Source organism: Ensifer canadensis (assembly GCF_017488845.2).
Lineage (GTDB): Bacteria > Pseudomonadota > Alphaproteobacteria > Rhizobiales > Rhizobiaceae > Ensifer > Ensifer canadensis.
In genome coordinates, this window is the sequence record NZ_CP083370.1 from 946528 (window position 1) to 971827 (window position 25300).

27 protein-coding genes are annotated in these 25300 nt (G+C 61.2%); 17 read left to right on the plus strand and 10 right to left on the minus strand.

The window, feature by feature from the left end:
- Nucleotides 1-108: 108 nt before the first annotated feature.
- Nucleotides 109-1302, minus strand: coding sequence for an aq_1923 C-terminal domain (locus tag J3R84_RS04590; protein WP_057211441.1), 1194 nt, complete (start codon nucleotides 1300-1302; stop codon nucleotides 109-111).
- A gap of 451 nt (nucleotides 1303-1753) precedes the next feature.
- On the opposite strand from J3R84_RS04590, the gene parC reads away from it, so the two are divergent.
- Both parC and J3R84_RS04600 read left to right on the plus strand, forming a co-directional pair.
- The gene (gene parC, locus J3R84_RS04595) at nucleotides 1754-4030 is read left to right on the plus strand and encodes a DNA topoisomerase IV subunit A (RefSeq protein WP_203527286.1); all 2277 of its coding nucleotides are present in this window, start codon (nucleotides 1754-1756) and stop codon (nucleotides 4028-4030) included.
- 145 nt (nucleotides 4031-4175) lie between these two features.
- A complete protein-coding gene (locus J3R84_RS04600; RefSeq protein WP_371412276.1) occupies nucleotides 4176-4505 on the plus strand; it encodes a helix-turn-helix domain-containing protein in 330 nt (109 codons plus the stop codon).
- A 50-nt stretch (nucleotides 4506-4555) separates the two neighbouring features.
- Here J3R84_RS04600 and J3R84_RS04605 read toward each other — a convergent pair whose 3' ends face one another.
- From J3R84_RS04605 to hemB, 4 genes are all read right to left on the minus strand, one after another.
- Nucleotides 4556-5452 carry a DMT family transporter gene (locus tag J3R84_RS04605; RefSeq protein ID WP_025426513.1) on the minus strand — a complete coding sequence of 299 codons (897 nt, stop codon included), beginning with the start codon at nucleotides 5450-5452 and terminating at the stop codon, nucleotides 4556-4558.
- Nucleotides 5453-5455: 3 nt separating this feature from the next.
- Nucleotides 5456-6244 (minus strand): arginyltransferase, encoded by a 789-nt coding sequence (locus J3R84_RS04610; protein WP_025426514.1) that lies wholly within the window; start codon nucleotides 6242-6244, stop codon nucleotides 5456-5458.
- 134 nt (nucleotides 6245-6378) lie between these two features.
- Nucleotides 6379-6843: an RDD family protein gene (locus J3R84_RS04615; protein WP_025426515.1), complete on the minus strand. Its 465-nt coding sequence runs from the start codon at nucleotides 6841-6843 to the stop codon at nucleotides 6379-6381.
- 103 nt (nucleotides 6844-6946) lie between these two features.
- Nucleotides 6947-7963, minus strand: a complete 1017-nt coding sequence (gene hemB, locus J3R84_RS04620) for a porphobilinogen synthase (RefSeq protein ID WP_025426516.1) — start codon at nucleotides 7961-7963, stop codon at nucleotides 6947-6949.
- A gap of 35 nt (nucleotides 7964-7998) precedes the next feature.
- Between hemB and J3R84_RS04625 the strand changes: the two genes are divergently transcribed.
- From J3R84_RS04625 to J3R84_RS04660, 8 genes are all read left to right on the plus strand, one after another.
- Nucleotides 7999-8157 carry a hypothetical protein gene (locus tag J3R84_RS04625; RefSeq protein ID WP_156585923.1) on the plus strand — a complete coding sequence of 53 codons (159 nt, stop codon included), beginning with the start codon at nucleotides 7999-8001 and terminating at the stop codon, nucleotides 8155-8157.
- A complete protein-coding gene (locus J3R84_RS04630) occupies nucleotides 8147-8584 on the plus strand; it encodes a DUF6163 family protein (protein WP_025426517.1) in 438 nt (145 codons plus the stop codon). The genes J3R84_RS04625 and J3R84_RS04630 overlap by 11 nt, the downstream gene beginning before the upstream one ends.
- A gap of 130 nt (nucleotides 8585-8714) precedes the next feature.
- A complete protein-coding gene (ldtR, locus tag J3R84_RS04635) occupies nucleotides 8715-9227 on the plus strand; it encodes a transcriptional regulator LdtR (RefSeq protein WP_025426518.1) in 513 nt (170 codons plus the stop codon).
- Nucleotides 9228-9616: 389 nt separating this feature from the next.
- Entirely contained in the window at nucleotides 9617-10942 is a 1326-nt protein-coding gene (locus tag J3R84_RS04640) for a L,D-transpeptidase family protein (RefSeq protein ID WP_025426519.1), read from the plus strand.
- A 183-nt stretch (nucleotides 10943-11125) separates the two neighbouring features.
- On the plus strand, nucleotides 11126-12421 hold the full coding sequence (gene glyA, locus J3R84_RS04645; protein WP_057211440.1) for a serine hydroxymethyltransferase: 1296 nt from the start codon (nucleotides 11126-11128) through the stop codon (nucleotides 12419-12421).
- Between the two features lie 10 nt (nucleotides 12422-12431).
- Entirely contained in the window at nucleotides 12432-12905 is a 474-nt protein-coding gene (nrdR, locus tag J3R84_RS04650) for a transcriptional regulator NrdR (protein WP_003529310.1), read from the plus strand.
- Nucleotides 12906-12923: 18 nt separating this feature from the next.
- The gene (gene ribD, locus J3R84_RS04655; RefSeq protein WP_025426521.1) at nucleotides 12924-14033 is read left to right on the plus strand and encodes a bifunctional diaminohydroxyphosphoribosylaminopyrimidine deaminase/5-amino-6-(5-phosphoribosylamino)uracil reductase RibD; all 1110 of its coding nucleotides are present in this window, start codon (nucleotides 12924-12926) and stop codon (nucleotides 14031-14033) included.
- Nucleotides 14033-14653 carry a riboflavin synthase gene (locus J3R84_RS04660; protein WP_025426522.1) on the plus strand — a complete coding sequence of 207 codons (621 nt, stop codon included), beginning with the start codon at nucleotides 14033-14035 and terminating at the stop codon, nucleotides 14651-14653. The genes ribD and J3R84_RS04660 overlap by 1 nt, the downstream gene beginning before the upstream one ends.
- A gap of 83 nt (nucleotides 14654-14736) precedes the next feature.
- Here the strand turns inward: J3R84_RS04660 and J3R84_RS04665 are convergent, their stop codons facing one another.
- The 4 genes from J3R84_RS04665 to J3R84_RS04680 form a co-directional block, all read right to left on the minus strand.
- Nucleotides 14737-15087: a hypothetical protein gene (locus J3R84_RS04665; protein ID WP_025426523.1), complete on the minus strand. Its 351-nt coding sequence runs from the start codon at nucleotides 15085-15087 to the stop codon at nucleotides 14737-14739.
- 256 nt (nucleotides 15088-15343) lie between these two features.
- A complete protein-coding gene (locus J3R84_RS04670) occupies nucleotides 15344-15922 on the minus strand; it encodes a GNAT family N-acetyltransferase (RefSeq protein ID WP_025426524.1) in 579 nt (192 codons plus the stop codon).
- Nucleotides 15923-15955: 33 nt separating this feature from the next.
- Nucleotides 15956-16456, minus strand: a complete 501-nt coding sequence (locus J3R84_RS04675; protein WP_025426525.1) for a cupin domain-containing protein — start codon at nucleotides 16454-16456, stop codon at nucleotides 15956-15958.
- A 171-nt stretch (nucleotides 16457-16627) separates the two neighbouring features.
- On the minus strand, nucleotides 16628-17341 hold the full coding sequence (locus J3R84_RS04680) for an HAD family hydrolase (protein WP_057211439.1): 714 nt from the start codon (nucleotides 17339-17341) through the stop codon (nucleotides 16628-16630).
- A 278-nt stretch (nucleotides 17342-17619) separates the two neighbouring features.
- Here J3R84_RS04680 and ribH point away from each other — a divergent pair, with 278 nt between their 5' ends.
- The 4 genes from ribH to J3R84_RS04700 all read left to right on the plus strand — a co-directional run bounded on the left by ribH (nucleotide 17620) and on the right by J3R84_RS04700 (nucleotide 22132).
- Nucleotides 17620-18081 (plus strand): 6,7-dimethyl-8-ribityllumazine synthase, encoded by a 462-nt coding sequence (ribH, locus tag J3R84_RS04685; RefSeq protein ID WP_025426527.1) that lies wholly within the window; start codon nucleotides 17620-17622, stop codon nucleotides 18079-18081.
- Nucleotides 18078-18560, plus strand: coding sequence for a transcription antitermination factor NusB (gene nusB / locus J3R84_RS04690; protein ID WP_025426528.1), 483 nt, complete (start codon nucleotides 18078-18080; stop codon nucleotides 18558-18560). Before ribH ends, nusB begins: the two co-directional genes overlap by 4 nt.
- A 31-nt stretch (nucleotides 18561-18591) precedes the next feature.
- Complete coding sequence (locus J3R84_RS04695) at nucleotides 18592-19797, plus strand: MFS transporter (RefSeq protein ID WP_038576864.1); 1206 nt, start codon at nucleotides 18592-18594, stop codon at nucleotides 19795-19797.
- A 199-nt stretch (nucleotides 19798-19996) separates the two neighbouring features.
- Complete coding sequence (locus J3R84_RS04700) at nucleotides 19997-22132, plus strand: sodium-translocating pyrophosphatase (protein WP_025426530.1); 2136 nt, start codon at nucleotides 19997-19999, stop codon at nucleotides 22130-22132.
- Nucleotides 22133-22202: 70 nt separating this feature from the next.
- Here the strand turns inward: J3R84_RS04700 and J3R84_RS04705 are convergent, their stop codons facing one another.
- A complete protein-coding gene (locus J3R84_RS04705; RefSeq protein WP_025426531.1) occupies nucleotides 22203-22709 on the minus strand; it encodes an outer membrane protein assembly factor BamE in 507 nt (168 codons plus the stop codon).
- A gap of 138 nt (nucleotides 22710-22847) precedes the next feature.
- Here J3R84_RS04705 and J3R84_RS04710 point away from each other — a divergent pair, with 138 nt between their 5' ends.
- The 3 genes from J3R84_RS04710 (at nucleotide 22848) to plsX (ending at nucleotide 25297) form a co-directional block, all read left to right on the plus strand.
- A complete protein-coding gene (locus J3R84_RS04710) occupies nucleotides 22848-23387 on the plus strand; it encodes a ubiquinol-cytochrome C chaperone family protein (RefSeq protein WP_025426532.1) in 540 nt (179 codons plus the stop codon).
- 98 nt (nucleotides 23388-23485) lie between these two features.
- Nucleotides 23486-24037, plus strand: a complete 552-nt coding sequence (locus J3R84_RS04715; RefSeq protein ID WP_025426533.1) for a YceD family protein — start codon at nucleotides 23486-23488, stop codon at nucleotides 24035-24037.
- 201 nt (nucleotides 24038-24238) lie between these two features.
- Nucleotides 24239-25297 carry a phosphate acyltransferase PlsX gene (plsX, locus tag J3R84_RS04720; RefSeq protein ID WP_057211438.1) on the plus strand — a complete coding sequence of 353 codons (1059 nt, stop codon included), beginning with the start codon at nucleotides 24239-24241 and terminating at the stop codon, nucleotides 25295-25297.
- Nucleotides 25298-25300 lie beyond the last annotated feature (3 nt).

Sequence of the window (25300 nt, forward strand, 5' to 3'; positions counted from 1 at the left end):
AACCGGCAGCGCCGGCACCGGGCGCCGATGCTAAAACGCCGGCGACTTCGATGACAACAGTGTCTTGCGAAGTCGCCGGCGGCGATTGTCAGACTATGACTTTAGCGATCAATCGTTCGCCGTCACCTTGACGCCCAGCACCGAAGGGATGGTGTTCGGCGCGCCCATTGCCGCACCCATGATCATGGGGAACGGCACCGGCTTTTCCGGTGCGGCGCTGATCGTCAGGCTCTTCGGGCCGTCGAGATAGGTGTTGACCGCGGACGATACCTGATTCTGCAGTTCCGGCACGTTGAGCTGCGCCATCATCAATGGAACGAGGCCCTTCAGCGATTGGGCCAGCTGATCGCCGGTAACGCCCTGCTGCGAACCCGCATAGTCGAGCGCCTTCTTGGTGATGGAGGCGTCGTCGAAGCGGACCTCGGCGCTGTTGAAGGTCAACTGCTGCATCAGCCCCATCATAGCAAGGCCCATGGCCTGATTGGCCTCTTCCTTGTTCGGGTTGGCTTCTGCGGTCTTCATGGCTTCCTGGAGCGACTTCATGAAGGCAAGCGTGTAGCCCGAGATGTCGACGGCGAGGTTCAGCCGCCCGACATTCTTGAAGTCGAAGGCATATTCTTCCAGCGCGACGTTGCCGCTTTCGATTTCCCAGCTGCCCTTCATGGTCACGGCGCCATCAAGCTTGGTCAGGCCGAGCTTCTCGATGGCGTCCTTGGTCTTGGGGTCTTCGACTTCGGAAAGGTCGGCCTTGAGGCCGGCAGCCGTTGCGTCGAAGTCAAAGCCGGCATCGTTTTCCTGGCGGGCGAGGTTTGCTTCGCTGCTTTCGAGCGAGAAAACTTCCTTGCCTTTGGCGCTGACCGTGATCGGGCCGGTGCTGGCGCTCTCGTAGAGCAGGATATCGTTGATCGTGCCGCCGGCCGGGTTGGCGGGGATCGACAGACCCGAAACGAGAATATCCTTGACGGCGAAGCTGCCCGCGTCCTGCGTGACATTGACGTCGGGGAAGGAGACGGTCTCGGCATAGTAGCCGCCGCCTTCGGTTTCTTCGACGCCTTCAAAAGTGATGTCGCCGATCTTCAGCGCGTCGCCGGGCTGGCCCGCGAGTTTGACCTGGACGCCCGAGGCCGTGACGGTGTCGCCGCTGACTTCGGCCTTGTCGAAGGTGAGCGTGGTGCCGTTCGAGTTCGTCGCCGCATCGAGCTTCTTCATCATGTCCGCACCATCAAGCGCGAAGGCCGGGCCGGTCAGGGTCAGGAGTGCGGCGCTGGCCATCATCAGGCGGATCTTGCGCGTATGCATCATTGTGGAGTTCCTTCGTGAAAATATTTGATTGTTTAGCTGTGTTGAAGAAGCGGTGTCGCTAATCTGGTTCATATCGGCAAGCTGCGTCAACTGAGGTGGACAGCCGTGTCGGCCGACGAAATATGCCGTGCCTATGGCTCCATCTCCCCTCAGTTCGCGTCCCGCAATGTCCCCCTCGCAAATCATCCAAATCAACAGCAGCCGAACCTAATACGAAACAGGGCGAAATTATATTCGCTTGATGAAATCACACAGCTTCCGCGCCCGGATGCTTTCCAGGGCGTTACTGGTGGCGATCGCTCATCCATGGCATAACCGTCTAAGCGTTGCATGAACATTGCAGCGCCCGGTCTGCGCCGTTCAATAGCGCGCCGGCGGCGACTTGTGGTTCTCCACAGCGCGATCCCCTGAAATCCTTGATGTTCCGGGTTTGTTGCGCTAGCAAGAACATATGGGACAAAGCCTTACTCCCCCGTCTGGCGGGGATGATCATATTCAGCCGGTTGACCTGAAGGCGGCGCTGGAAGAGCGTTACCTCGCCTATGCCTTGTCGACCATCATGCATCGCGCGCTTCCTGATGTCCGCGACGGCTTGAAGCCGGTGCATCGACGCATCGTTCATGCCATGAGCGAGATGGGGCTCAGGCCGAACACCTCGTTCAAGAAATGCGCCCGCATCGTCGGCGACGTCATGGGTAAGTTCCACCCCCATGGCGACGCCTCGATCTACGACGCACTGGTGCGCCTGTCCCAGGAATTCGCGATCCGGTATCCGCTGGTGGACGGGCAGGGCAACTTCGGCAATATCGACGGCGATAACGCCGCTGCCATGCGTTACACCGAAGCGAAGATGACCGACGTCGCCTCGCTTCTGCTTGAGGGCATCGATCAGGACGCGGTGGATTTTCGTCCCACCTACAACGAGGAAGACCAGGAGCCGGCGGTGCTTCCCGGCGCCTTCCCGAACCTGCTTGCCAATGGTGCGACCGGCATTGCCGTCGGCATGGCGACATCGATCCCGCCGCACAACGCCCATGAACTGTGCGACGCAGCGCTGCATCTGATCCGCCATCCCGAGGCGACCGTCGAGGATCTGCTCTACGATCCTGCCAATCCGCAGCGGGGCGGGATCGAAGGGCCGGATTTCCCGACCGGCGGCATCATCGTCGAAAGCCGTGCGAGCATGGCGGAGTCCTATCGCACCGGTCGCGGTGGCTTTCGCGTGCGGGCGCGCTGGGTTTCGGAAGAGCTCGGTCGCGGCGGCTACCAGATCGTCATCACCGAGATCCCCTATCAGGTCCAGAAGTCGCGGCTGATCGAGAAGATCGCCGAACTGCTCGTTGCGCGCAAACTGCCGCTGCTGGAGGATATCCGGGACGAATCGGCGGAAGATATCCGCATTGTGCTGGTGCCGAAGAGCCGTTCCGTCGATGCCGGCATCCTGATGGAATCGCTCTTCAAGCTGACAGAGCTTGAAAGCCGCATCCCGATCAACATGAACGTGCTGTCGATGGGACGCGTGCCGCGCGTCATGGCGCTCAACGAAGTGTTGACGGAGTGGCTTGCTCACCGCCGCGACGTCCTGCAGCGTCGTTCGCGCCACCGCCTGGCTGCGATCGAGCGGCGCCTCGAGATTCTTGGCGGTTATCTCGTCGCCTATCTCAATATCGACGAGGTTATTCGCATCATCCGCGAGGAGGATGAGCCGAAGGCCGTGATGATGGAGCGGTTTTCGCTCACCGACCTCCAGGCCGAGTCGATCCTCAACATGCGGCTGCGCTCTTTGCGCAAGCTGGAAGAATTCGAGATTCGCACGGAGTTCGACGCGTTGTCGAACGAAAAGGCCGAGATCGAGGCGCTGCTCGCTTCCGAGGAGAAGCAGTGGCAGACTGTCGCCTGGGAAATCGGCGAGGTGAAGAAAAAGTTTGCCAAGGCGACCGAGATCGGCAAGCGGCGCAGCACCTTTGCGGATGCGCCGGACGCCGACATCGAAGCCATCCAGCAGGCGATGATCGAGAAGGAACCGATCACCGTCGTCATCTCTGAAAAGGGCTGGATCAGGGCGCTGAAGGGCCACATCTCCGATACCTCGACGTTGCAATTCAAGGAGGGGGATGCGCTCAAGGTGGCGTTCCCAGCGCAGACGACCGACAAGATCCTCGTCTTCACCACGGGCGGCAAGGTTTATACGCTCGGCGGCGACAAGCTGCCCGGCGGTCGCGGTCATGGCGAACCCTTGCGCATCATCGTCGATATGGAAAATGACCAGGACGTGCTGACGGCATTCGTGCACGACCCGGCGAGAAAGCTCATCGTGGCCTCTGTTGCCGGTAACGGCTTTGTCGTGACGGAAAGCGATATCGTCGCCAATACCCGCAAGGGCAAGCAGGTGATGAATGTCGCCAACAACGATGAGGCGAAGTTGGTTGTTTCCGTCAAGGGCGACCATGTCGCCGTTGTCGGCGAAAACCGCAAGATGCTCGTTTTCCCGCTGGCGCAGATTCCGGAAATGGCGCGGGGCAAGGGCGTCCGGCTGCAGCGCTACAAGGATGGCGGCATCTCCGATATCCGCTGCTTTGCAATCGCAGACGGCCTCGTCTGGGAAGACAGCGCCGGCCGCGTCTTCACCAAGGGCAAGGACGAACTGATTGAGTGGCTGGCCGATCGCGCCTCTGCCGGTCGCGTCGTGCCCAAGGGCTTCCCGCGCAGCGGCAAGTTCAGCGGCTGATCCATCGCTGCCTGCGCGGCTTGGCTGCGCAGGCCGATACCCATCTGCTTCTAAAGCAATCTGAAATTTAGTAGAATGCCCCGTTTTCGGCGCTTGAAAGCAACGTGCGGTCGTGGATCAATAATCGTCCAACAGGATGAAGACCATGCCAAATTCTGCTGCCCTTGACGACATTCTGCTCGCACTCGCGAATCCGGTTCGCCGGCGGATATTCGAGATATTGCTCGGCGGAGAAACGCGGGTTGTCGAGGTGGCCGCCGCCGTCGCCGTGACGCCGGATGCACTCGAGCAGCACCTGCGCATCCTTGAGGAAGCCAGCCTGGTTTCGCGTCTACCTGCCCGTGATGGCGAGGCCGTGTGCGGCAATCCCGCACCTCTTGATGTCGCTGCCGCCTGGATCGACATGAACCGTGCGCTTTGGTCGATGCACAGCCAAGTGGCGTACTCTTTGGAGGGCGGTAGAACGTCAGCCTGACGAACCTTCGCTGACAATCGTTATTTCGCCGCCTTGCGGACGGCCGCTACCTATTCGGGGCAGGGCAGAGCCGCGCGGACGGGGCGGCTGCGCATCTGCCAGAGAGAGTGGCCGATAAGCGCAAGGATAAGGACGGCGCCGCCGGCAAGCGTCTGCGTCGTCGGGCTTTCGGCGAAGACAAGCCAGACCCAGATCGGTGCCAGGATGGTTTCGAGCAGATAGAACATACCCACTTCCGGTGCCGACAGGAACCGCGGCCCTGTTGCCAGACAGAAGAAGGCAAGCGGGATCATCACCAGGCCGTTGAACAGGATGTATTGCGGAGCCGCGATCGCGAAGCCGCCGGCAGGCAAGAGCAGAAGCGCGACTGCGGCCGGAAAGATGGCGGTCACCAGCGGCACCAAAGCCATGTCGCGGCCGCTTGCCCGGCTGATGGTGATGGCGCTGGCGAGCAGGAAGGCGGAACTTGCCGCCATCGCGTCGCCGAAGATATGGCCACTTTCAAGCCCGTCCTGCACGATCAGCCCCACGCCGATCACCATGGCTGCCATCGTCACGAGCGTTGCGTTGGAAGGGCGTTCCTTCAGGAAGATCCAGGAAAGCAGTGCCGCGAACATCGACGTGAAGGCAAGAATGAAGACGACGTTTGCCGTTGACGTGTTGAAGACGGCCAGCAGGAACGTGCACGAGTTGATGCCGTAAAACAGACCGACGACCAGCCCGGTCTTGCCCGGAATGAGTGAGATCTTGCGGCGAAGCAGCCGATTGAGCACGAACCATGCCAGGAGGCCGATGAAGAAAGTCGAAAGGCTGCGCACCGCGAGCAGCGACCAGACCTCGCCGCCGGCGGATCGGATGAGCGGAATGTCGAAGGAGAGAGCAAGGCCGCCAAGGCCGGTGATCGCAAGTCCGCGCCGGTGCAGCGCGGCATCAGTGGAAGGGTTCAATTTTCAATCCGTTTCCGTCGAGGGCATTTCTGAAGGAGCGTCAGGACCATCGTAGCGCTCCCAGCCGCGCGGCATAAGATGCTCCTGCGGCAAAAATTTCGTCTTGTATCCCATCTTGCGCGACCCCTTGACCCAATAGCCGAGATAGACATGCGGGAGGCCGCGCTCCTTGGCGCGCCGGATATGATCGAGAATCATGAAGGTGCCGAGCGAGCGCTCCTCATGCGCAGGGTCGAAGAAGGAATAGACCATCGAAAGCCCGTCACCCATGCGGTCGGTCAGCGCTGTCGCGATCAGCGGTCCGCGCGCTCTCTCGCTGATGCCGTCGCCTTCGGTCCTTAAGCGATACTCGATGATCTTGGTGTGCACATGGGTGTCTTCGACCATCATCGCATAGTCGAGAACCGACATGTCGGACATGCCACCCTTCTGGTGTCGTCGGTCGAGATAGCGGCGGAAGAGGTTGTACTGTTCGCTCGACGGCTCGGCCGGATATTCCGATGAGATCACGTCGCTGTTGGTCGCGAGCACGCGGCGCATCGACCGGCTCGGCGAAAATTCGTTGGCGAGAATTCGAACGGAAATGCAGGCGCGACAGGTTTCGCAGGCGGGCCGATAGGCGATGTTCTGCGAGCGGCGGAAGCCGCCCTGGGTCAGGAGGTCGTTGAGCTCCGGTGCGCGCTCGCCCACCATGTGGGTAAACACCTTTCGCTCCATCTCATTCGGCAGATAAGGGCAGGCTGCCGGTGCAGTGAGATAGAATTGCGGAGACGGTGTGGTCTGTGTGTTCATCGAGTGCGGCGGTCACTCTTCGCGCGGTTGTTCATGACAGTAGCATGGCGGAAGAATGGAAAACGTCAACTCACACGTTTGGGGCGGTCGCCCCTTGCGCGCGGATTGTTCGTCGTCGATTGCTTCGGCAGGGTTCAGTAGGTGTCGCGACGGACCGTTACGGTGCCAATCAGCAGATCGTGCAGCAGGCGGCTGCGATCTGTAAACAGTCCGATCAGCAGAATCAGCGGCGTCAACAGCGCGTTGGCGATCCAGAAGATGACGAGATGCACGATCGCCGTCAGGAAGTCCATTGGTCGTCCGTCAGTGCGCGCAATCGCCAGTCCCATCATCCGCATGCCGGGCGATGCCTGCTCGCGGCCGCCCACGGTCACGCCGAAATAGAGCATCGCTACCAGCGCAAAAAGCACGGGATAGAGCAGGAAGCCGAGGCCGAGCGTCAGGATGCCGAGGAAGAACACAACGACGGCGGCCGGGATCCACAAGAGCGCGATGATGACATAGTCGAGAATGAAGGCGAACACCCGCCGCGACAGCACACCCTGATAGGCGCGCCAGTCATTGCTCGGCAGCCGCAGTTCTTCGTTGTGCATCGTCATCTCTATAGGCCCCGCATAGTTGTAAGCTCGATATGGGTTGGCATTGCGTGCAAAACAAGGATTGCCCGCCACGCGCCGCCTGCAGTTTGCAAAGGTGAGGGCGTTACCGCCCCTTGGCCAGGATCCTTGCGACCTCGATGGCGAAGTAGCTGAGGATGCCGTCGCAGCCGGCGCGCTTGAAGGCGAGCAGCGTTTCGAGCATCACCTTCTCGCCGTCGATCCAGCCATTGGCGGCCGCCGCCTTGACTTGAGAGTATTCGCCCGACACCTGGTAGGCGAAAACCGGAAGGCCGAAGGCCTCCTTCATGCGCCAGCAGATGTCGAGGTAGGGCAGGCCGGGCTTGACCATCAGCATGTCGGCGCCTTCCTCGACGTCGAGTGCGGCGTCGCGGATCGCCTCGGTGCCGTTGGCCGGGTCGATATAATAGGTCTTCTTGTCGCCCTTGAGCAGACCGCCGGTGCCGATCGCCTCGCGATAGGGACCGTAGAAGCCGGAAGCGAATTTCGTCGCATAGGCCATGATGCCGACATTCTGGTGGCCCGCCGCGTCGAGCGCCTGGCGGATCGCACCGATGCGACCGTCCATCATGTCGGAAGGCGCGATGATATCGGCGCCGGCGTCGGCCTGGCCGACAGCGGCCCTGGCGATCGTCTCCACCGTCTCGTCGTTGACGATTTCGCCATCGCGCAGGATGCCGTCGTGGCCGTGGCTGGTGAACGGGTCGAGCGCCACGTCGGTTATGACGCCGATCTCGGGCACGGCCTTCTTGAAGGCGCGCGTCGCCTGGTTGATGAGATTGTCGGCGGCAAGGCTGTTGGAGCCGGTCTCGTCGCGCAGCGACAGATCTATATTGGGAAAGGTGGCGATTGCCGGGATGCCGAGATCGGCGGCTTCTTTCACCGCTTCCACCGCCGTGTCGATGCTCATGCGGTTGACGCCAGGCATGGCATCGATCGGCTGCACGATGTTGCTGCCCGGCACGATGAAGATCGGCCAGATCAGGTCGTCGACCGTCAGGCGGTTTTCCTGCACCAGCCGGCGCGTCCAATCGGCCTTGCGGTTGCGGCGCATGCGGCGGTGTCCGGTAATCCTGTCCACAAGATTCGTCCTGTCGTTCATCGCGCCGCGCCTTTCCTTGGAAACTGTGAGGTGGCATGCGCTTTATCATGTGGGGGCCACGCTTGGAAACCGCGCCGCGCACGACCGGCCTGCGGCATTTCTTCCCCGTCGCCAATCGACAAAGGGGGGGAGGGGCTTCCTTCGTGCTGGCGGATGGCGTCGACCCGCCCTATCTTGCCGCCCATGCTTCATGATTCTGCCCATGTGCCGAAACCATCGCTGACCGAGATCCTTTTCGGTCTGTTCCTGCGGCTGGTGTCGGCCTCGTGCTTCTGGTTCGCGCTGAACTATTGGGCCATGCTGATCGGCTTCTCCCATGGCGGTGCCGGCCGTTTCGATCTATTGACGCCGGAGTGGCGGGCAGCGGCTACCGCGCTTGCCGTGGTCTACCCCGTGGCTGCCCTCGGGCTGTGGCTGCTGGTCTCCTGGGGACCGGTGGTCTGGGTGGTAGCGGCAGCGATCGAAATCGCGATGTACGAGTTCTATCCCGTCAGTTTCGGCGCCCGTCCGTTGCTGATTGCGCTGCACGGGGCCGTCGCCGTTACCTTCATCCTTTTCAGGGCCGCGCTGTTCTATCAACGCTACCGGCAGGCGAGACAGGTAAGAGTTGATTCACCCTGAGACAGACTCGCCGAATGGTAAGCTCATGTTAAGGCTGCGGTTTAAGTAGAATTTTAGACGTATTCGATAGGGTCTCACTCAAGGCGGGAAGACAAACAGACACCGCCAAACAAAACAGTGAGGCAGTCAAATGAACACGAAGATGAAGCCGCAGGTCGCTGCGCCCCGAGACCCTCAGGAAGAAACCATCCGCGGTCTCTACATGGAATCCCTCCACCTCGTCGAGCGTCTGCACCGCCGTCTGCTCGACGTTATCAAGGACGAGTTCGACCGTCAGGGTCGCGACGATGTCAACGCCGTCCAGGCTCTGTTGCTGTTCAACATCGGCAACTCCGAGCTGACCGCCGGCGAGCTTCGCTCCCGCGGCTACTACCTCGGCTCGAACGTCTCCTACAACGTCAAGAAGCTCGTCGACCTCGGTCTCATCAACCACCAGCGCTCACGGGTCGACCGTCGTTCGGTCCGCATCAGCCTGACGGAAGACGGTCAGGAAATCGCCGAAACCGTCGCCAAGCTCTACGAGCGTCACATCGGCTCGATCCAGAAGGTTGGCGGCATCGGTTCAGATGAGTTCACCCAGATGAACAAGCTGCTGCAGCGCCTCGATCGCTTCTGGAACGACTCGATCATGTACCGCCTGTAATCGGCGTCGCTTACCTCCAGTTCAATGGCCGGACGCAATCCTTGCGTGTCCGGCCTTTGCCGTTTTTCGGTCCCGGCGATGTTGCCGAAAGGCCGCAGTGGGCCCAAGCAAGAGGCGTGCCACATGCCTTCGGCCGCCGCCCGAGACACGAATTGGCCATATTGGTGTGACAGCGACGAGAGCATGCGGTAGGTGCGCCCACGTGTTTTCATCGATGTGGTTTCGTTTCGCGTACGCCTGCCGGATGAGGGACCTCGCTCGCGGTATCGTGAAATGCGAGGGCAGGGTGGCTCGTTGGTTGACCTTTGTTAACCACGATCGTGTTAGGGCTCCGGCAACATGCGTGCCTGCGCATAGGGCGCGTGCCAACGCATTGGGATGGTAGGAATATGTCGAAAAAGAATGGAATTGATGCATTCTCGCGCCGTGCATTTCTGCGCTCGGCCGCAACCTTCGGTGCCGTCGCTTGCGCGGGAGCCGCGGGCGCACAGGACGCCCTGAACGAGATCATCAATTCGCCACGCCGCGGCTCCTGGGACGACCAGTACGACGCCAAGGCATCGCGCACGGCGACCACGGTCGTGTCCAATACGCCGGTCTTCGGCCCGGAGACGATCAGCCATGTCCAGCAGGCGATCTTCGACTATCAGAACATCGTTTCGTCAGGCGGTTGGCCGATGGTGGCAACCAGCCTCAAGCTCGAGATCGGCGTTACCGATCCTTCGGTGCAGCAACTGCGCCAGCGCCTGATGGTTTCCGGCGACCTGCCGCGTTCGGCCGGCATTTCGTCGCAGTTCGATTCCTACGTCGACGGCGCCGTAAAGCGCTTCCAGGCCCGCCACGGCCTCCCGGCGGACGGCGTCATTGGCGAATACACGCTGAAGGCCATCAACGTTCCGGCGACCACCCGTCTCGGCCAGTTGCAGACCAATCTCGTGCGCCTGCAGTCGATGTCCGGTGACCTCGGCCGCCGCTACGTGATGGTCAACATCCCGGCTGCCTACATCGAAGCTGTGGAGAACGGCCGCGTCGCGCTGCGCCACACCGCCATCGTCGGCAAGATCGACCGCCAGTCGCCGATCCTCAATTCCAAGATCTACGAGGTCATTCTCAACCCCTATTGGACCGCGCCGCGCTCGATCATCCAGAAGGATATCATGCCGCTGATGCGCAAGGATCCGACCTACCTGAAGCGCAATGCCATCCGCCTGTTCGATGGCAGCGGTGGCGAAGTGTCGCCAGAAACGGTCGACTGGAATGCCGAGAAGGCGCCGAACCTGATGTTCCGTCAGGATCCGGGCAAGATCAACGCGATGTCGTCGACGAAGATCAACTTCCACAACGAGCATCAGGTCTACATGCACGATACGCCGCAGCAGGGCCTGTTCAACAAGCTGATGCGTTTCGAATCGTCCGGCTGCGTTCGCGTCCAGAACGTTCGCGACCTTTCGAGCTGGCTGTTGAAGGAAACACCCGGCTGGTCGCGCCAGCAGATGGAAGCCACGATCAAGACCGGCGTCAACACTCCGATCACGCTGGCCGAAGAAGTTCCGGTCTTTTTCACCTACATCACCGCCTGGTCGGCGACAGATGGCGTCGTCCAGTTCCGCGACGACATCTATCAGCGCGATGGCGCGACAGAACTTGCACTGCAGACGCCCTATGGCGTCGAGCAGTCCTCCGGCTCGGTCGAGCAGGACGCTCTGCCGCAATAAGCAAAGTCGGGACAATAATTTGAAAAAGCCGCGCTTGCCTTGGCAGTGCGGCTTTTTCGTTGGTCCATGGCTGCGATGTTTAGGCGCGGCAGATGGGGGAAATGACGCAAACCGCACAGCGGATATTGCTCTCGCCGTGCGAGGAAGCTAAAGAACTGCCACCTTTGAGAGGAGCCTCGCCCGATGCTTGCACAGAACAATGATGCCTTCTTCACCCGCTCTCTCGCCGACAGCGATCCGGAAATCTTCGGTGCGATCGAAAAGGAGCTGGGTCGCCAGCGCCACGAGATCGAACTGATCGCCTCCGAGAACATCGTTTCGCGCGCCGTGCTCGAGGCCCAGGGCTCGATCATGACCAACAAATATGCCGAGGGCTATCCGGGCAAGCGCTATTACGGCGGCTGCCAGTTCGTTGATATCGCCGAGGAATTGGCGATCGAGCGTGCCAAGAAGCTCTTCGGTGCCAAGTTCGTCAACGTGCAGCCGAACTCCGGCTCGCAGATGAATCAGGCCGTGTTCCTGGCACTCCTGCAGCCAGGCGACACCTTCATGGGTCTCGACCTCAATTCGGGCGGTCACCTGACGCACGGCTCGCCGGTCAACATGTCCGGCAAGTGGTTCAACGTGGTTTCCTACGGCGTTCGCGAGAGCGATCACCTGCTTGACATGGACGCCGTCGCCGAGAAAGCGCGCCAGCATAAGCCGAAGCTGATCATCGCCGGCGGCACCGCCTATTCCCGCATCTGGGACTGGAAGCGTTTCCGCGAGATCGCCGACGAAATCGGCGCCTATCTGATGGTCGACATGGCGCACATTGCCGGCCTCGTTGCCGGTGACCAGCATCCGTCGCCGGTTGCGCATTGCCACGTTGCAACGACGACCACACACAAGTCGCTGCGCGGCCCGCGCGGTGGCATGATCCTGACCAATGACGAGGATATCGCCAAGAAGATCAACTCGGCGGTCTTCCCGGGTCTCCAGGGTGGCCCGCTGATGCACGTCATCGCCGCCAAGGCCGTTGCCTTCGGCGAAGCGCTGCAGCCGTCCTTCAAGGACTATGCGGCCCAGGTCGTCAACAACGCCCGCACGCTTGCAGAGACGCTCAAGGCGAACGGCCTCGACATCGTTTCCGGCGGCACCGACAACCACCTGATGTTGGTTGACCTGCGCAAGAAGAACGCGACCGGCAAGCGCGCCGAGGCAGCCCTTGGCCGCGCCTATGTCACCTGCAACAAGAACGGCATCCCGTTCGATCCCGAAAAGCCGTTCGTCACGTCGGGTGTCCGTCTCGGCACTCCGGCCGGCACGACGCGTGGCTTCAAGGAAGCCGAATTCAAGGAAATCGGTGAACTGATCGTCGAAGTGCTCGACGGCCTCAAGGTCGCCAACTCCGACGAAGGCAATGCTGCCGTCGAAGCGGGTGTGCGCGAGAAGGTGATGAAGCTCACCGAACGCTTCCCGATGTACGGCTACATGTGATCGGCTCATCATGCGCTGCCCCTATTGCGGTTCCGAAGACAGCCAGGTGAAGGACAGCCGTCCGGCAGAGGACGGCAACGCCATTCGTCGTCGCCGTATCTGCCCGGATTGCGGTGGTCGCTTCACGACCTTCGAACGGGTGCAGCTGCGTGAGCTGATGATCATCAAGAAGACCGGTCGGAAGGTGCCTTTCGACCGGGACAAACTACTGCGGTCTTTCGAGATCGCACTGAGAAAGCGCCCTGTAGATCGCGACCGCATCGAGCGGGCAGTTTCCGGCATCGTGCGACGGCTCGAAAGCTCCGGCGAGACCGAGATCCCTTCGGAAGAGATCGGCCTGCAGGTGCTGGAAGCGCTGAAGAGCCTCGACGATGTCGCTTTCGTCCGCTACGCATCGGTCTATCGGGATTTCTCCCACGCCGAAGATTTCGAGAAGGTCATCGCCGAGATCAGCGCCAAGATTGCGCGCGACCCCGGCGAATAGGAAAGCGCCCGGATCGCCATGGCCAATCCCACCCGTGAGGACGAGAGGTTTATGGCGGCGGCGCTGCGGCTGGCACGCCATCATCTCGGACAGACATCCACAAACCCATCGGTCGCCTGCCTGATCGTGAAGGATGGCATTGTCGTCGGACGGGCGGTAACCGCCAGCAGCGGTCGTCCGCATGCGGAAGCCCAGGCGCTTGCCGAAGCCAGAGAACGGGCGCGGCGCGCGACCGCCTATGTCACCCTCGAACCGTGCTCGCATCACGGCAAGACGCCGCCCTGCGCCGATGCGCTTGTCGCCGCCGGCGTTGCCCGTGTCGTCATCTCGATCCTCGACCCCGATGAACGCGTTGCCGGCCGCGGCGTCGTGCGTTTGCGCGATGCTGGAATCACGGTCGATATCGGCCTACTGCCGGAGGAGGGGCATCGCGCGCTCGAAGCCTATCTCATGCGGCAGGTCAGCAAACGTCCGCATGTGACTCTCAAGCTTGCCATTTCTGCCGACGGCATGATCGGCCGCAAAGGGGCTGGACAGGTCCGTATTACCGGTCCGATTTCCAGGGCGCAGGTTCAGATCCTCAGGGCGCAAAGCGACGCGATCCTGGTGGGCATCGGTACGGCGACCGCCGACGATCCGGAATTGACCGTGCGTCTTCCCGGACTTGAAGACCGCTCGCCCGTCCGCATCGTTCTCGATCGACGCTTGGACCTTTCTCCCGGATCGAAGCTCGTGCGCTCAGCACGCGATGTCCCGCTGATTGTCGTCTCCGGCGAGCCGTCGGGGCAACCGGAACTGGAGCCGGCTGGCGACCGGGCTGGCCGCCGCGCGGCGTTGGAGGCCGCCGGTGTCGAGGTGCTGGAAACCGGATCGGTCGCCGATCTGCTGACAGCGCTCGGTTCTCGCGGCATTTCCTCGCTGCTCGTCGAGGGTGGTGCCGTTGCCGCTCGTGCTTTCCTGGAGAGTGGCCTCGTCGATCGCATCCAGATCTATACCGGTCCGCAACAGATTGGCGAAAACGGTATCGCGTCCCCATTTGATCGGAAGTCCGTTCCTGCCGGCTTCACGCTCGTCAATTCCGCACGATACGGCGACGACCTTTTCGAAGAATACGAAAGAGAGAACTGATGTTCACAGGCATTGTCACTGATATCGGTACCGTTGACGCCGTTACGCCGCTGAAGGAAGGCGTGAAGCTGCGCGTCGCCACCAATTACGATCCGAAGACCATCGACATGGGGGCGTCCATCGCCCATTCCGGCGTTTGCCTGACGGTCACGGCTTTGCCTGATGGTGGCAGCAACGAGCGCTGGTTCGAGGTCGAGGCATGGGAGGAGGCGTTGCGGCTGACGACCATAGCCGGCTGGAAGAAGGGCACACGCATCAATCTCGAGCGGTCACTGAAGATCGGCGATGAACTCGGCGGCCATCTCGTTTCCGGTCATATCGACGACAAGGCCGAGATTCTCTCGATCGAATCTGAAGGTGATGCTGTCCGGTTCCGGTTGCGTGCACCAGCGCATCTGGCCAAGTTCGTTGCGCCCAAGGGGTCCGTCGCACTGGACGGCACGTCGCTTACAGTCAACAAGGTCGATGGCGCCGAGTTCGACGTGCTGCTGATCCGGCATTCGCTTGAGGTGACGACCTGGGGCGAACGCCAGGCTGGCGATTTCGTCAATTTCGAAGTCGATACGATGGCGCGCTACGCCGCCCGCCTTGCGGAGTTTCCCGCGCCGAAGGCTGAATAGGCGATCGCAGCCGCCGAGACCCGACAAGGTGCACCACCTCGAATGTGGAGATGGTGCACCTTTTTAGGTTGACCGCGCGCGGTTCAACGCACGTATAGGGTGAGGCTTCCGTTGGCACTCTGCACAGCGCCCGCTATATTGCCCATTTCGACGTTCTTGGCCTTCAGCGCGGCGGCTAATCCAGCGTTGCTGTTGACCGCCGCTTGCAAGGCGGCGCGCTGTTCTGGCGTCGCATGCTCGATCCACATGCGTGTCTGATCTTGTTCGCTCAGCGTACCGACATCGACGATGGTGAAGTTGTCTCCCTTGAACTCTTGCACCGTCTTCTCGATTTCAGCCGGCCATTCCATTTTGGCGTCTTGAGCGTGGGGGATAGCTGCGAAGGCGAGGGAAGAGAAAGCAGCAATGATTGATAGCTTGGCAATGCGATTCATGGTCATGCTCCCTGGTTGTTTGCGGCGCAGTAACCGGTAACCTGATACCCGAACATATTACCCAGTGCGGGTTTCTGGCGGGCCTGCTGGGGATGCGCATGGCAGTCGCCAGCGGGCTGTATTACGGGTGACTTACCCGCAGCGAAATTTGTTGGACGTCGACTGATCAGGTGGTGTTGCCTAAGGTTATAATTCGCCTCCACCCGAGGCCCAGCAACCTTACTTGCGATCTAGGCGTTTGGCAATTCAGGATTGTTTACGTTGCCAAATTCGCAGGCATTTGCCCCAAATGGGCCGTGGCACCAGCAAGCGGTCGTTGCCGTTCAAACATGATCACATGGGTTCCGTGATAGGACGTGCGCCAGAATTCCTTAAAGCCATGCTTTTCTGCGACGCGGATCGAAGCATTGTTGCCGACATCGATGATGCAGGTCTTCCGCAACTTCGGAAACTGTCGGTCGGCCCATTCGAGCGCGGCGGTAACAGCCTCGGTTGCAAGCCCCTGGCCATGTGCCTTGGGCGAAAGCGCCCATCCGGTTTCCATGGTTCCTTCGAGCGATGGCGTGATCAGCCGATGAACGTCATGAAAACCCGCTTCTCCGAGAAAGGTGCCGGTCGCTCGATCCTGGATGGCGAAGAAGCCGAAGCCGAAATAGTGCCACATGCCGACCTGGCGCAGGAACCGCGTCCAGGACTGCTCTCGCGTGTAGGGAACGCCGCCGACGAAACGCGTTACCTCACTGTCGGCAAACAGGGCGGCATAGGCCGTGAAGTCGTCACGTCGATAGGGACGCAGGACCAGGCGTTCGGTCTCGATGATAGGAACACTGTGCATGTTTTATCCACTGCTATTGGTTTGGAAAGGGGATCAGATGCCGGGCTCGCCGTCCCAGTAGTCGACGGCACTTTCAGGCCTGCCGGTGAACTGGAACCGGCGTTCGCCGCCGGCCGTGCGCGTCCTGGCGTGAAACTTTCCGGAATCCGGGTATTCGCAGATCTCGGTTGCGGCCATCGTCGAGATGGAGAGATATTTGAGCGGCACGGTTCCGGTGTTGATCAGGTGGTGTGCCGTCTCGGGGCCGCCGGCAGGTGCGCCCAGGATGTCCCCAGGCCCGACAGCGTAGCGCTCGGCGCCGAACCGATAGGTGCCTTCGCCTTCGAGGATGACGAACAGTTCCTCTTCCACATGATGGTTGTGGAACGGGCAACCGGATTTGCCCGGTGGCACTTCGCCATAGCCGATGCCTAGGTCTTTCAGCCCCAGCCGGCCGCCGAAAGACGCGTCGCGTGACTCGAAAAACGTGCCTTCCGACCAATGGTCGAGGGCAAGATCCCTCGGGTTGATGATGGGTTTGTTGGTGTCCGCCATGTATTCCTCCCTGGCGCTATCGGCGTCGCACGGGGCGACCTTAGTGGCTCCTCCGTGTCGCGCTTGATTTTTGGTCTGCCGACAATCGGTCAGGTGTCCGGCGGCGGCCATTCGTTCTTACGGGAAAATTTGCATTCGAAACGTGAAGAAAGGCGCGTGGCAATTCTGTCTTCAGGCAGGGGCATGGGCGCCTCGCGAATGGTTGAGGAGCGCGTGGTGAACCTGGCCGAGGTGGGCGGCGACATTGACGCAAAGGCTGCGGATCTCTTCCGTTGCCGCCAGCAGATCCGGCACCATGATCGTCATCATGCCGGCCGATGATGCCGAGCGCACGCCGTTATGGCTGTCCTCAAGCGCAAGGCAAAGCTCGGGCGGGACATCGAGCCGCCGAGCAGCCGTCAGGAAAGGTTCGGGATGCGGCTTGCCCAGTTGGTAGTCGCCGTGAGCGACGACGACAGGGAAGCGGTCGAACAATCCATGAAGGCCGAGGTTTCGCTCGACATCGTGATGCTCTGACGATGTGGCGATCGCAAAGGGAATGCCGAGGTCTTCCAATAGGTCGATGAGTTCGACCACACCCGGCTTCAACCGCAGTTCGGTCGTTGTCAGGGTATGGAAGGTGGCGGACGCCTGCCGCCAAAACCCGTCGAGATCGAAGTCTGCTCCGAAATGTCTGCTGAGTGATTGTCGCGTCGCTTCGCCGGAAAGCCCTATGGTCGCGAGATAAAGCGACAGCGGCATGATCTGCCCGAGCGCCTGCGCAGTCGTAAGCATCGCGTCGCGATAGAGTGCCTCGGTATCGAAGAGCAGGCCGTCCATGTCGAAGACGACGGCCTGAGGCATACTGGGCAGACGAATAGATATCGACGGATCGACATCATGCATTAGGGACAACCTTCGCTCGACTTCCATTGTCCGGGCCGGCTTTCTCTCCGGCCAGGCGTTGTGTAAGGTTTGATTATTGTCATTGTCGGCAACGCCTGGCTACCCCCTCAAGCGTGACACAAGCGTACCGCCCCATCTGGAGCGGGCAGGGCGCTACCGGCGTGCGACGCGGCAAAAGGGCGCCGAGAGCGGAATTTGCTTGCCATTCGACGCCGGTCATGGTTTGACCGCCGCCTCAGCCGGTCGCACCGGCGCAGAAATCTCAAGACAGGTGACCCATGGCGAAGACCAAGGCTGCCCACATCCTGATTGTGGAAGCACGCTTCTATGACGATATGGCCGACGCGTTGCTCGATGGCGCCAAACATGCGCTGGATGCAGCCGGCGCGACCTATGATATCGTGACAGTTCCCGGCGCACTCGAAATCCCGCCGGCAATCGCCATGGCGCTCGATGGCGCGGACGACGGCGGCACGGGCTACGACGGCTTCGTCGCGCTCGGCATGGTCATTCGCGGCGAGACCTATCATTTCGATATCGTCGCGAACGAATCCTCGCGTGCGATCATGGACCTCGCCGTCAGCGAAAGCCTTGCCATCGGCAACGGCATCCTGACGGTCGAAAATGATGATCAGGCCTGGGCGCGGGCGCGCCGGTCGGAAGGCGACAAGGGCGGCTTTGCAGCGCGCGCTGCGTTGACGATGATTGAACTGAAGAACAAATTGGGCACGGAACAGTGACGAACACCCCCTCGGATCAGCCGTTGAAACAGGCTAACCAACGCGGCGCGGCGCGTCTCGCGGCCGTGCAGGCGCTCTACCAGATGGATATCGGCGGCACCGGCGTGCTCGAAGTCGTCGCTGAATACGAAATGCACCGCCTCGGCCAGGAACTGGACGGCGATACCTATCTGAAGGCTGATGCGTCCTGGTTCCGCTCGATCGTTGCAGGCGTCGTGCGCGATCAGCGCAAGCTCGACCCGCTGATCGGCTCGGCATTGCAGGACGACTGGGCGCTGTCGCGGCTCGATTCCACCGTTCGTGCCATCTTGCGCGCCGGGACATTCGAGATGCTGGAGCGCAAGGACGTGCCTGTTGCGGTGATCGTCACCGAATATGTCGAAATTGCCAAGGCTTTCTTCGGAGACGACGAGCCGAAGCTGGTGAACGCCGTTCTTGACCGAATTGCCCGGCAGGTTCGCGGCGAACCCAAGAAGTAGCGCGGCCATGGTTGCGGCTGCCGTCGATGATATGGGCTCTGCCCTTCGCGAAGCGCGCCGCAACGTTTTCCTTCTAACGGCGGCGCAGGCGATCCTTGGCGTCGTCGGCCCGATCTGTTTTGCCGTCGGCGGCGTTGCCGGCTATCAATTGCTGGCAGACGACAAGTCGCTGGCGACAGCACCTCTGACTGCCTACAACGTCGGCATGGCGCTCGGTGTCATTCTCGTGGCAACGCTCTCGCGCCTCATCGGCCGACGCTTCGCCTTCATGGTCGGCACCGGGATTGCGTCGGTAGGCGCCGCAATCGCCGCGGTTGCGCTGTTCCGCGAGAGCTTCTGGCTCTTTGCCTTCGGTCTTGCCATTCTCGGCTCCTCCAACGGGTTTACACAAAAGCTGCGCTTCGCGGCCGCCGATGCTGCGCCGTCCTTCTACAAACCGAAGGCGATATCGTGGATCCTGGGCGGCGGCATCGTTTCCGCGATTCTCGGCCCACAGATCGTCATTTTCGCCGGTGATCTCTTCGCGCCCGTTGCCTTTGTCGGGGCCTTCATCGCCTTGCTGCCGGTCTGCCTGCTGGCCGCATTCTTCTTCGCGCCATTGCGTCTGCCGGAGCAGGGGACCGTGGCTAGCGAGCATCATGGCCAGGCCGCCCGCTCGCTCAGTGAGATCGTTCGCAACCAACGCTTCATCACCGGCATGGTCTGCGGCATATCCAGCTACGCGCTGATGACATTCATGATGACCGGTGCACCGGTCGCCATGGTCGTCGGCTGCGGCTTTTCCACCGAGCTTGCCACGCTCGGCATCCAGTGGCACGTGCTCGCAATGTTTGCGCCCAGCTTCTTTACGGGGTGGCTGATCACACGCTTCGGCGCCGAGCGCATCGTCGCCTGCGGGCTGCTGCTGCTCATGGCCTGCGCGGCCGTCGCCCACATGGGTCTGGAACTCTGGAACTTCTGGGGCGCTCTGGTGCTTCTCGGTCTGGGCTGGAATTTCGGTTTCATCGGCTCGACCGCCATTGTTGCCGGCAGTTATCGCCCACAAGAGGCCGACAAGGTGCAGGCCTTCCACGACATCATCCTCTTTACCACCGTCGCGCTCTCGTCCTTTGCCTCTGGCAAGGTTCTCTCGGTCTATGGCTGGGATATGCTGAACGCCGTCGTCTGGCCGGTGACATCAGTCTGCCTTCTTCTGCTCTTCTTGCTGATGCGTACTCGTCCCAGCGTTGCGGCCTGAGCCACCGCTTTTCTCCAAAATCTTCCGTTCGCAAAGGTCCGCCGGTAGTTAGTTTTCCGGGGCTTGACGATCTTTCGTTGCAACCGCACTCTGGCCGCGCCGTGAGGGGTGCTGCTTGAGGAGGTGGTGCGTGATTCGCGGATTTGAGGGGCCTGCGGCCGGGAGTGAGTCCGCGGGTTGAAACGGAGGGTAATGCGAAATGACCATTTTGTTGGGCGTTATCGCATGCGGGTTGCTCGCGGTGGCTTATGCCATCTGGGCAACACGGTCGGTGCTTGCCGCCGACCAGGGGAACGCCCGCATGCAAGAAATCGCAGGCTACATTCGTGAGGGGGCGCAGGCCTATCTCACACGTCAGTACAGAACCATTGCCATCGTCGGCGTCGTCGTTTTCATCGGCGCCTGGGTTCTACTTTCTTCCGCAGCCGCGTTCGGCTTTCTCGTTGGGGCAGTGCTTTCGGGCGCTGCCGGTTTCATCGGCATGCACATTTCCGTTCGCGCAAACGTGCGCACCGCGCAGGCGGCTTCGGTCAGCCTCGCATCCGGCCTCGATATTGCCTTCAAATCCGGCGCGATCACCGGCCTTCTCGTCGCAGGCCTCGCCCTGCTCGGCGTATCGGTCTATTACCTCATCCTGACAGCAGGTCTGGGTCACGAGCCCGGTTCGCGTGAAGTGATCGACGCGCTGGTGGCGCTCGGCTTCGGCGCATCGCTGATCTCGATCTTTGCCCGTCTCGGCGGCGGCATCTTTACCAAGGGTGCTGATGTCGGCGGCGACCTCGTCGGTAAGGTGGAAGCCGGAATCCCGGAAGATGATCCGCGCAACCCTGCGACGATTGCCGACAACGTCGGCGATAATGTCGGCGACTGCGCGGGCATGGCGGCCGACCTGTTCGAAACCTACGCTGTCTCGGTGGTCGCAACCATGGTGCTGGCTTCAATCTTCTTTGCCGGCACGCCAGTGCTCTCGACCGTGATGGCTTACCCCCTGGCGATTTGCGCGACCTGCATCATCACCTCGATCATCGGCACCTTCTTCGTCAAGCTCGGCAGCAACAACTCGATCATGGGCGCTCTCTACCGCGGCCTGATCGTGACGGGTGCGCTGTCGATCGTCGGCCTGGGTGCGGCCACATCGCTGACGATCGGCTGGGGTTCGATCGGCACCGTCGCGGGCCAGGATATTACCGGCTGGAACCTGTTCCTGTGCGGTATCCTCGGCCTCGTGGTCACCGCATTAATCGTGGTCATCACCGAATACTACACTGGCACCAACAAGCGCCCGGTGAACTCCATCGCGCAGGCGTCGGTCACCGGTCACGGCACGAACGTCATCCAGGGCCTTGCAGTCTCGCTGGAATCGACGGCATTGCCGGCGATTGTCATTGTCGGGGGCATCATTTCGACCTACCAACTGGCCGGCCTGTTCGGCACCGGGATTGCCGTAACCGCGATGCTTGGCATTGCCGGTATGATCGTTGCACTCGACGCCTTCGGTCCGGTGACGGACAATGCGGGCGGCATCGCGGAGATGTCGCATCTGCCGCCGGAAGTGCGCAAGTCTACCGACGCGCTCGATGCCGTCGGCAATACGACGAAGGCCGTAACCAAGGGCTATGCCATTGGCTCGGCCGGGCTCGGCGCGCTGGTTCTGTTTGCGGCCTACGCCAACGACCTCAGCTACTTTGCCGCCAATGGCGACAAATATCCGTACTTCGCTGATGTCGGTCAGATCTCCTTCGATCTCTCGAACCCCTATGTCGTTGCCGGACTGATCTTCGGCGGCCTCATTCCCTATCTCTTCGGCGGCATCGCGATGACGGCCGTCGGGCGTGCGGCAGGTTCGATCGTCGAGGAAGTGCGCCGCCAGTTCCGCGAAAAGCCGGGTATCATGGCCGGCACGGAAAAGCCGGACTATGGTCGCGCGGTCGACCTGCTCACCAAGGCGGCGATCCGCGAAATGATCGTTCCGTCGCTGCTGCCGGTTCTGGCGCCGCTCGTCGTCTATTTCGGCGTGCTGTTGCTGTCCGGCTCGAAGGCATCCGCTTTCGCGGCACTTGGCGCGTCGTTGCTTGGCGTGATCGTCAATGGCCTGTTCGTGGCGATCTCGATGACCTCGGGCGGCGGCGCCTGGGACAACGCCAAGAAGAGCTTTGAGGACGGTTTCGTCGACAAGAACGGCACTCGGCACCTCAAGGGCTCCGAAGCGCACAAGGCGTCGGTGACCGGTGATACTGTCGGCGATCCCTACAAGGATACGGCAGGCCCCGCGGTGAACCCGGCAATCAAGATCACCAACATCGTGGCGTTGCTGCTTCTGGCAGTCCTTGCCTGATCCTATCCCCAAAACGCAAAAGGCCCGCGGAACATCGTTCCGCGGGCCTTTTCTTTGCGATCGGGTGAACTTAGTTGCCGAAGTCCTTGAACAGGCTTCGCGCTGCAGCCTGTCCGGCGCCGGGGCCGGTCAGCAACTGGCCGAGGAAGCTCGTTTCCTTGCCGCCGGTCGGCGTCGTACGCGTCAGCATGTCGAAGACCTTGCCGTCCTTGAGCGTGTAGTGCGCGAGCTGGCTGACCGTGCCTTCCTTGTCGAAATAGACGGCAAGAATCGACTGGTCGACGAGCTGCGGCTTCATGAACGCGACAGGCCGTTTGCGGGTCTGCGAGATGTAGTAGAATACCTCGTTGTCGAAGGTCGCGGTCGTCGACGGTGTGCCGAGCGAAAGCATGACCTGTTCACGGCTGGAACCGACCGGAACGAGATTTAGCGTTTCCTGGTCAACCACATAACCCTGGTGGAGAACTTCACCGACATTAGCGGACTGGCAGGCGGAGAGAGCAATGGTGCTAACAGTCGCTACGGCCGCAACTCGGCCTAGGACCTTCAAATTTGTTCTGAAAAACCGCTTCGTCAACGACAGCTCCCTTTGGAGTAACGATGGCATATCCGCCATTGCAATTCGTGCATGCTTCGGTAAACCAGCTTCGGCTATCATGCAACAACGTCATGGGCGCTTGCGCGCATTTCGAGAAAGCCAAAGCTGGGCTTTGTGATGATTTTTGGACTGTTCAAAAGAAAAAGCGGCAATATTGCGATTGTCGAACGGCAATATGCATTGTTGACCGCGGCGGCACGTCAGCCGCACCTCTATACGGACCTCGACGTGCCCGACACGGTGATGGGGCGTTTCGAGATGCTGTCGGCCGTGCTGATCCTTTATTTCCGGCGCACGCGCGGGTCGGCGCGCGCCGGCCAGGAGATCGCTCAGGAGATCGTCGACGCCTTCTTCGAGGATGTCGACCATTCGATCCGCGAGCTTGGCGTCGGTGATGCCGGCGTGCCGAAGAAGATGAAGAAGCTGGCCGGAATGTTCTATGGCCGGCTCGAATCCTATGCGGCGGCACTCGAAGGTCGAGATGCGTCCTCGCTTGCTGCGGCGCTGAAGCGTAACTTCTATCCGAAGGGCGATCAGGGTGAGCCGGGGATGGATGGCCTGGCTGCCTATCTCCTCTCTGTCGAGGAGCGGCTCGCGACTGAACCGGAAGAGCGCGTCGAAACCGGCCAGTTGCGCATCCCCACCGCCGGAGAGTAAGAGACGCCATCGATGCCCGTGCGCCCTTGAACCTGGCGTGCGGCACTATCCGCGAAGAGCGTGCCGGCAACGGCGCCCGCGCGAGGAAGGATCTGATCATGAAAGACGATAGCCGACCGGCATTCTCCTACCCGGTGAAGGTCGGGCATATCTCGGCCAATGCCGTGACCGTGCGGCTCTCGGCAAACGAGAGCGAACGGCAAGCGCTTGCCGAACTCTGGGATGTGCGCGAAGTCCTGTCGCTTTCAGCGGATCTGCAGATCGCGCGCTGGAAGAAGGACGGTGTCAAGATCAAGGGTGACGTTACCGCTCGGATCGTGCAGTCCTGCGTCGTGACCCTCGAGCCAGTCGAGGCCGATATCAAGGAATCCATCGATTCTATCCTCGTACCGGAAGGATCGAGGCTCGCCCGCCAGGCCAGCAATGATGGCGGTGAGATGATCCTCAGCCCCGACGGCCCCGATATCCCCGATACCTTTACCGGCGACACGATCGATGCCGGCGTCGTCGTCAGCGAGCATGTGGCGCTGGCGATCGAACCTTATCCGCGCAAACCGGGCGTGACTTTCGGTGCGCGCATCGAAAGCACGGCGGCCGACGACGAGAAGCCGAACCCGTTTGCAGCGCTGAAGGACTGGAAAAAGGACTGAGGCCGCCAAAGCCTCCCCTACAATTCGGTTGTCACGCGGGCGAAAAGCAGTATTTTGGCCCGACTCCGGCCAAATGAGCCGCCGCAGCGACCTGCCGCGTGCCTGGCTCAAGCGTCAGAAGCAATATGTATCGTCGTTGCGTTCGAAAGCGTGCGCCACGGCAGCACGTGTTGTGTGGCAGGAAAAAAGGATAAGACACGCGTGGTCAGAATTTCTCTTGACGTGATGGGCGGCGACCATGGTCCTGAAGTCGTCATCCCGGGCGCCGCACGGGCGCTTGAACGTCATCCGGACATAAGGTTTGTCCTGTTCGGCATAGAAGCGCAATGCGCTGATATCTTGGCCAAACACCCCAAGCTCAAGGCCAATAGCACCTTCCACGATTGCGAGATCGCAGTCGCCATGGATGAGAAGCCGAGCCAGGCGCTGAGGCGCGGCCGCGGCAAGTCGAGCATGTGGCGGGCGATCGATGCGATCAACGCCGGTGAGGCCGACGTCGTCGTCTCGGCCGGCAATACCGGCGCGCTGATGGCCATGTCGGTCTTCTGCCTGCGCACGATGCGGGGCATCCAGCGCCCGGCGATCGCCGCGATCTGGCCGACGCTCAAGGGCGAGAGCATCGTGCTCGACGTCGGCGCCACCATCGGTGCCGATGCGCAGCAGCTCATGGATTTCGCGCTGATGGGCGGCGCCATGGCACGAGCGTTGTTCGAGATAGAACGCCCGACCGTCGGCCTGCTCAATGTCGGCGTCGAAGAAATCAAGGGCCAGGAAGAAGTCAAGGAAGCCGGGCGCCTCATCCGTGACGCCAATATCGAAGGCTTCGATTATTACGGTTTCGTCGAAGGCGACGATATCGGACGCGGCACCGTCGACGTAGTTGTCACCGAGGGCTTCTCCGGCAATATCGCGCTCAAGGCCGCCGAAGGAACGGCGCGACAGATCGCCGAATATCTCCGCGCGGCCATGTCGCGCACGCTGATGGCCAAGATCGGCTACATCCTGGCCAAAGGTGCCTTCGACCGCCTGCGCGAAAAAATGGACCCGCGCAAGGTTAATGGCGGCGTCTTTCTCGGCCTCAATGGTGTCGTGATCAAGAGCCATGGTGGCGCCGATGGCGAGGGCTTTGCGGCCGCTATCGACGTCGGCTATGACATGGTGAAAAATGGCCTGAAGGCGAAGATCGAGATCGATCTGGCGAAGTACCATGGCGCCGAGCCGCCGAGCGCGCTTCCCGCCGGCATGAATGATGAGGTTTGAATA